The 6,123-nt window shown below is 63.5% G+C and carries 7 protein-coding genes; 4 read left to right on the forward strand and 3 right to left on the reverse strand.

What is annotated here, in order from left to right:
* Window positions 1-138 precede the first annotated feature (138 nt).
* Window positions 139-1,716, reverse strand: coding sequence for an alkaline phosphatase family protein (locus E5W87_RS18080; RefSeq protein ID WP_292400223.1), 1,578 nt, complete (start codon window positions 1,714-1,716; stop codon window positions 139-141).
* A gap of 234 nt (window positions 1,717-1,950) precedes the next feature.
* Here E5W87_RS18080 and E5W87_RS18085 point away from each other — a divergent pair, with 234 nt between their 5' ends.
* From E5W87_RS18085 to E5W87_RS18100, 4 genes are all read left to right on the forward strand, one after another.
* Window positions 1,951-2,883 carry a VOC family protein gene (locus tag E5W87_RS18085; protein ID WP_292400226.1) on the forward strand — a complete coding sequence of 311 codons (933 nt, stop codon included), beginning with the start codon at window positions 1,951-1,953 and terminating at the stop codon, window positions 2,881-2,883.
* Window positions 2,884-2,893: 10 nt separating this feature from the next.
* Window positions 2,894-3,517 carry an alpha/beta hydrolase gene (locus E5W87_RS18090; RefSeq protein ID WP_292400229.1) on the forward strand — a complete coding sequence of 208 codons (624 nt, stop codon included), beginning with the start codon at window positions 2,894-2,896 and terminating at the stop codon, window positions 3,515-3,517.
* Window positions 3,518-3,520: 3 nt separating this feature from the next.
* A complete protein-coding gene (locus E5W87_RS18095) occupies window positions 3,521-3,820 on the forward strand; it encodes a GNAT family N-acetyltransferase (protein ID WP_292400232.1) in 300 nt (99 codons plus the stop codon).
* Window positions 3,821-3,981: 161 nt separating this feature from the next.
* On the forward strand, window positions 3,982-5,040 hold the full coding sequence (locus tag E5W87_RS18100) for a dipeptidase (protein ID WP_292400235.1): 1,059 nt from the start codon (window positions 3,982-3,984) through the stop codon (window positions 5,038-5,040).
* A 4-nt stretch (window positions 5,041-5,044) separates the two neighbouring features.
* Here the strand turns inward: E5W87_RS18100 and E5W87_RS18105 are convergent, their stop codons facing one another.
* Window positions 5,045-5,305, reverse strand: a complete 261-nt coding sequence (locus E5W87_RS18105; protein WP_292400238.1) for a hypothetical protein — start codon at window positions 5,303-5,305, stop codon at window positions 5,045-5,047.
* 2 nt (window positions 5,306-5,307) lie between these two features.
* On the reverse strand, window positions 5,308-6,123 hold an 816-nt coding region (locus tag E5W87_RS18110; protein ID WP_292400241.1), incomplete at its 5' end, for a glycine cleavage T C-terminal barrel domain-containing protein.

A 6,123-nucleotide genomic window follows, 5' to 3' on the forward strand; every position in this document is an offset into this window, starting at 1 on the left:
CACCAAGGAGCAGCTCGAAGCACAGGTCGCCTACGACAAGGGCACCTATACCGAGAAGCGCGACGAGCAGCGCATGATGATGCGGTAGTTCGCTCCAACGACGAAAAAAGCCCGTGCCGGCAACGGCGCGGGCCTTTTTCACGAACGGAAAGGTGGCAGGCCTGCGACGTGGCCGGCAACGCCACCCTCGGTCAGTTCGGCAAGCGCCAGTGACTGATCGAGATGTTCCGCCCGCCAGGCAAGCAGCCTTTCGGCAAGCTCCAGCCGGACCGGTAGATAGGCCGGGTCGGCAGCGACATTGGATAGTTCTTCTCGATCCTTCTCCAGGTCGAACAGCAGCGGCGGCAGGCCGCCGCCGAAATGTACATATTTGAATTTTTCCGTGCGGATGACGGCCAGATTGCACTGGCGCGGACCGATGCCGAAGTGGCGCTCGGCATCACCGTCGGCTACCGAGCGGAAATCGAACTCCCAATGCGCGGCCTCGCGCCAGTTGTCCGGCTCCCCGGCATCCAGGAACGGCTTCAGCGATTGTCCGTCGAGATGCGGCGGCGTTTCCTCGCCAAGCAGATCGAGCAATGTCGGCACTATGTCCACCGCCTCAGTGAAGCGGTCGACGCTGGCGCCGGCCGCAGTGCGGCGACGCGGGTCGCGGATGATCAGCGGAATATGAAAACTGCCGTCGAAGAAGCCGCCCTTGCCCAGCATGAAATGGTCGCCCATCATCTCGGCGTGGTCCGAGGTCAGCACGATGATGGTGTCATCCCATGCACCCGCCGTCTTGACCGCCTGCCAGATCCGGCCAAGCTGCGCGTCGACCTCCGAGATCATGCCGTAATAAAGCGCGCGGATGCGGCGAAAATTATCGTCGCCCCAGTCGCGCACCCTGCCCTCGGCGCCGGGGCGGAATTTTGCCCGCTGCTGCTGGTCAAGATCATAGGCAAGGTAGGGGTGGCTCTCCGCCTCGGCCTGCCAGCTCGCGGCGCGGCTGAAGGTTGTGCCGTCGGCCGGATCATACATCCGGTTGTAAGGCTCCGGCACGATGAAGGGTGGATGTGGGCTGAGGAAGGAAAGATGCGCAAACCACGGTGTGTCGCGCTCCTGTTCGCCAAGCCAGCGGACGAATTCGCCGGTCACGAAAGCGGCTGGGGTCTCGTCCTTCGAATAGACGGGCGGCGCGCTGGTCACCGCGCTTTCGATCCTGCCTGCAATCTCGTTCGCTGGCCGATGGATATCGGGAAAGCCGGCGCCGCTATCGACGCCGCGCGCCTTGAGCCAGGACAGCCACGGTTTCTGATGCTCCGGCAGGAGTTGGCGCACGGTGAAGCCGGGCAGCACGCCTTCGTAGCTTTTCAGCCGCGGGTCGCCTGGCGCCAGGCCGCGCGGGTCGGGCGACACGTCGGTGTAGCCGAACAGCGTCGGATCATAGCCGAGACTGCGCGCCGAGAGCGCGATGTTGCCGTGGCGGGCGTCGAGGGGCGTGCCGTTGCGGCAGACGCGGTTGTTCATCTGGTAGAGGCCGGTGTAGAGGCAAGCGCGCGCCGGCGAGCAGGGCGCCGCCCCGCCATAATGTTTTCTGAACAGTAAACCCTCGGCGGCGAGTGCATCGACATTCGGCGTCCGCACCACCGGATGACCGACAGCCGACAGGCAGTCGCCGCGCCACTGGTCGCAGGTGATCAGGAGAATGTTCTGGCGTCCGCCTTTTTCGGCCAACTGCTGTATCCTTCCCAATCATGTATCCTTCAGTGAAGCGTGCCGCTCATGGAGCCGAATTTTGGCGATGACGCAAGCCTGACGGGTTTTCTGACGGTGAACAGAAAGTGCCGTATTGTTCACTTTTACAGCACAGTCTATTCTGCGTTTGCGGCCTTTGCCGCCGGCTGGCGGGTCCTCATATTGGCATGGACCGCGGCATGGGCCGCACGGGACAAGGGAAGGAGCAGGAAAATGCTCGACCAGATCAAGGGCCTGCATCACGTCACCTCGATGGCCAGGGATGCACGCCAGAACAATGAATTCTTCACAAAAAAGCTCGGCCTGCGCCGGGTCAAGAAAACCGTCAATTTCGACGCGCTGGATGTCTATCATCTCTACTATGCCGACGAGGTCGGCACGCCCGGTTCGGTGATGACCTATTTTCCGTTCCCCAACATCGGCAAGGGCCGCCACGGCGTTGGCGAGGTCGGCACCACGGTCTATTCGGTGCCCGAAGGCACGCTCGCCTATTGGGAGAACCGTTTTGCCGATGAGGGCGTCACCGGCCTCTCGCGCGAAGAGAGATTCGGCGAGAAGCGGCTTGCCTTCGCCGGTCCCGATGGTGACGGGTTTGCGCTGGTCGAGAACAGGGCCGACGATCGTGCGCCGTGGACGAAAGCTGGCATTCCCTCCGACGAGGCGATCCGCGGGTTTCACTCGGTGTCGCTCAGACTGAAGGACGGCGGCGCCACAGAAGAGCTGCTGAAATTCATGGGCTATGAGGAAGTCGACAAGGCAGGCAATGTAAAACGGCTGACGGTGAAGAACGGCAATGGTGCTAATATCGTCGATATCGAATCGCTGCCGGGCGCTGCTGTTGCCGATCTCGGCGCTGGATCCGTCCACCACGTCGCCTTCGCCGTCGAAAACCGCGCCAAGCAGCTCGAAGTGCGCAAGGCGTTGGTGGACACCGGTTACCAGGTGACGCCGGTGATCGACCGTGACTATTTCTGGGCGATCTATTTCCGCACGCCCGGCGGCGTGCTGTTCGAGGTCTCGACCAACGAGCCCGGCTTCGACCGCGACGAGGACACGGCTCACCTCGGCGAGACGCTGAAGCTGCCGTCGCAGCACCAGCATTTGCGGCCCTATCTCGAACAGCATCTGCATAAGCTGGAAGACTGAGGACAAGGCCATGAGCAAGGACGCTTACATCCACAAGGCGCTGCCCGGTTCGCCGGGTAGTCCGCTGCTTTTCGTCTTTCATGGCACCGGGGCCGACGAGAGCCAGCTTCTGTCGCTCGGGCGCGATCTCGCGCCGCAGGCGACCATCGTCTCGCCGCGCGGCGATGTTTCGGAACATGGTGCGGCGCGCTTCTTCCGCCGCACCGGCGAGGGCGTCTACGACATGGACGACCTGACGCGGGCGACGGACAAGATGGCGGGTTTCATCAAGGCGCATGTCGAGGCGGCAAGGCCCTCATCGGTGCTTGGTCTCGGCTATTCCAACGGCGCCAACATTCTGGCCTCGGTGGTGTTCGCGGCGCCGACGCTTTTCGATGCGGCGGTGCTGATGCATCCGCTGATCCCGTTCGAGCCGCAGGTGCAGGGCAGCCTTGCCGGCCGTCGCATCCTGGTGACGGCAGGCAGGCGCGATCCGATCTGCCCGCCCTACCTGACGTCGCGGCTGGAGACCTATTTGCGCGCCGATGGCGCCGATGTCACAGTGGAGTGGCATGACGGCGGCCATGAGGTGCAGTCGAATGAGATCGAGGCGGCACGGCGGTTCCTGTCCGCTACGCCGATAGAAGGAGCCTAAGCAATGCCTGACCAATTGCCGGAGATCGAACTGGAGGATCGCGGTTCCAAGGGCCGTTATCTCCTGCGCGGGCCGGACGGCGCCGAGGCGGAGATGACCTTCACCAAGATCGGCGAGCACCAGATCATCATCGACCACACCGAGGTGCCGGATGCATTTCGCGGCCAGGGTGCCGGGCTTCGCCTCGTCACCCGCGCCGTCGAAGACGCGCGCGCGGCGGGCAAGAAGATCATCCCGCTTTGCCCGTTCGCCAACGCCCAGTTCCATCGTCACAAGGAATGGGCCGACGTGCTGAAACAATAGCGCTGATTCAGGCCTCGACGCGCGATGAGGGTTGAGGGCGGGCGGCCACGACGGGATAACGTCTCTGGCATTTGCGCAGTTCGTACATCTTGCCTAATTAGGCGTATCGCCTGCAGACTGGCTGCGTCTGCGGCCCACCCACTGAACCGAATGGCTCCCTAATGACCGAATCCGATCTCGTCCCCGTCTTCGACGGCCACAACGACACGCTGCTCCGGCTCTATCAGTCGAAAGACACCGATGTCGAAAAGCTGTTCATCGAAGGGACGCAGGGCGGCCACATCGACCTGCCGCGCGCGAAGAAGGGCGGCTTTGCCGGCGGCATGTTCGCGATCTTCCCGCCGCCGGCTGAGAAATCCAGGCGCAGCGCAGTGCCGCCGGCACCCAGCGACAACGAGCCGTTGCCGCCCGAACTCTCCCGTGCCGACGCGCTCGATTCCACCATCGCCATGGCCTCGATCCTGTTCCGGCTGGAACGGGCTTCGGCGCTCACCGTTTGCCGCAGCGCCGGCGACGTGCGCGACGCGATGGCGCAAGGATCGATCGCGGCGGTGTTCCACATCGAAGGCGTCGAGGCGATCGACCCCGAACTGACCATACTAGATGTGCTGCATGCCGCCGGCTTGCGCTCGCTCGGCATCGTCTGGAGCCGCCCGAACGCCTTCGGCCACGGCGTGCCGTTCCGCTTTCCGTCGACACCCGACACCGGACCAGGCCTGACCGATGCCGGCAAGGCGCTGGTCAAGGCCTGCAACCAGCTCAAGATCATGATCGATCTTTCGCACCTCAACGAAAAGGGGTTTCGCGACGTCGTCGAGATTAGCGACGCAGCGCTGGTCGCGACCCATTCCAATGTCCATGCGATCTGCGGCCATTCCCGCAACCTCACCGATTGGCAGCTCGGCGCGATCCGCGACTCAGGCGGTATGGTCGGGCTGAATTTCGCCACCGGGTTCCTGCGCGAAGACGGCAGGATGAATGCCGACACCAGTCTCGACATCATGGCGCGCCATGTCGATTCGCTGCTGCAGGCACTGGGCGAAGACGGCGTCGGCCTCGGGTCCGATTTCGATGGCGCCATGATCCCGGCTGTGATCGGCGATGTCACCGGCCTGCCGAAGCTCATCGATGCGCTCGCCGCGCGCGGCTTCGGTCGCGCGCTGATCGAGAAGATCGCCTATCGCAACTGGATCAGCATGCTGGAGAAAACGATCGGGTAGGGCACTACTCGAAGCCTATGCGCTTCAGCCAGTTCTGGCCGATGCCGCGGTCGCGGATGATCGGCAGCGGATCCGTCGCATCCAGCCGCGCGCAGATGCGGTAGACTTCGAGCGTCTCGGCGCTCATCTCGCCGCGCTTGTAGAAGAACATGGCCGCGGCATAGCGCGTGCGGCCCGACCATTTTTCGCCGAGCGGCGTGTTGACCAGTTCCCACTGCTCGCTGGCTTCTGCATCGACGTCGTGCTTGTCTGCCTCACCCGTCATGGTCAGAAATCCGCCGGCGGATTGGCGGTGCGCCGGTCGAGCTTGATGAACGGTCGCTGCACCACCCTGGCCCGCTTCATCAGCTTCTGGTATTGCAACTCGCGCATGGCGTAGATCTCGACCCAGAGGTCGTCGACGACCGCGTCGCCAAACGGCCGCGCCAGCGAGGCGATGGCGATGTTGCGCTTGGCCATCGGCGACCACATGGCGGCGCTGACCAGCCCGACCTCCTGGCTTTTCCTGTAGTAGACAATGGCGTGTTCTGCGGGAATGTTGCCCTCGATCTCAAGCCCGATCAGCACATGGCGAATACGCTTCTTCGCCCGCGCGTCGACAATGGCGCGGCGGCCATTGAAATGGCCCTTTTCCAGGTCGATCATGAAGCCGAGACCGATTTCGTCCGGCATGCGCAAACGGTCGGCACGGATGGCATGCCCCGACGTCGTGAAATCCGCGTTGGCGACGATCAGCCCAGCTTCGAGCCGGGCGCGATTGAGTGCAGTGTAGCCGATGGCGCGGATGCCGCGCAATTCGCCGGCCAGTATCAGCCGGTCCCAGAGGCTGAGAGCCTTGTCGGCCGGCACGAACAGTTCGTAGCCGAGATCGCCGGTGAAACCGGTTCGCGAGATGGTGATGGTGCCGTGGTCATGCGGGAACTCGGCTAGATCAAAAACCCTCAGTCTTTCGATGCCGGCGAAACCGGCATCGCGCAATACGGCGAACGAGGTCGGCCCTTGCAGCGCCAGGCCGGCGACAGCCTCTGTTTCTTCCTCGACCGTCACGTCGAAGCCTACGGCGCTATCCAGCAGCCAAGGCAG

This window comes from Mesorhizobium sp. (genome assembly GCF_004962925.1).
Lineage (GTDB): Bacteria > Pseudomonadota > Alphaproteobacteria > Rhizobiales > Rhizobiaceae > Mesorhizobium.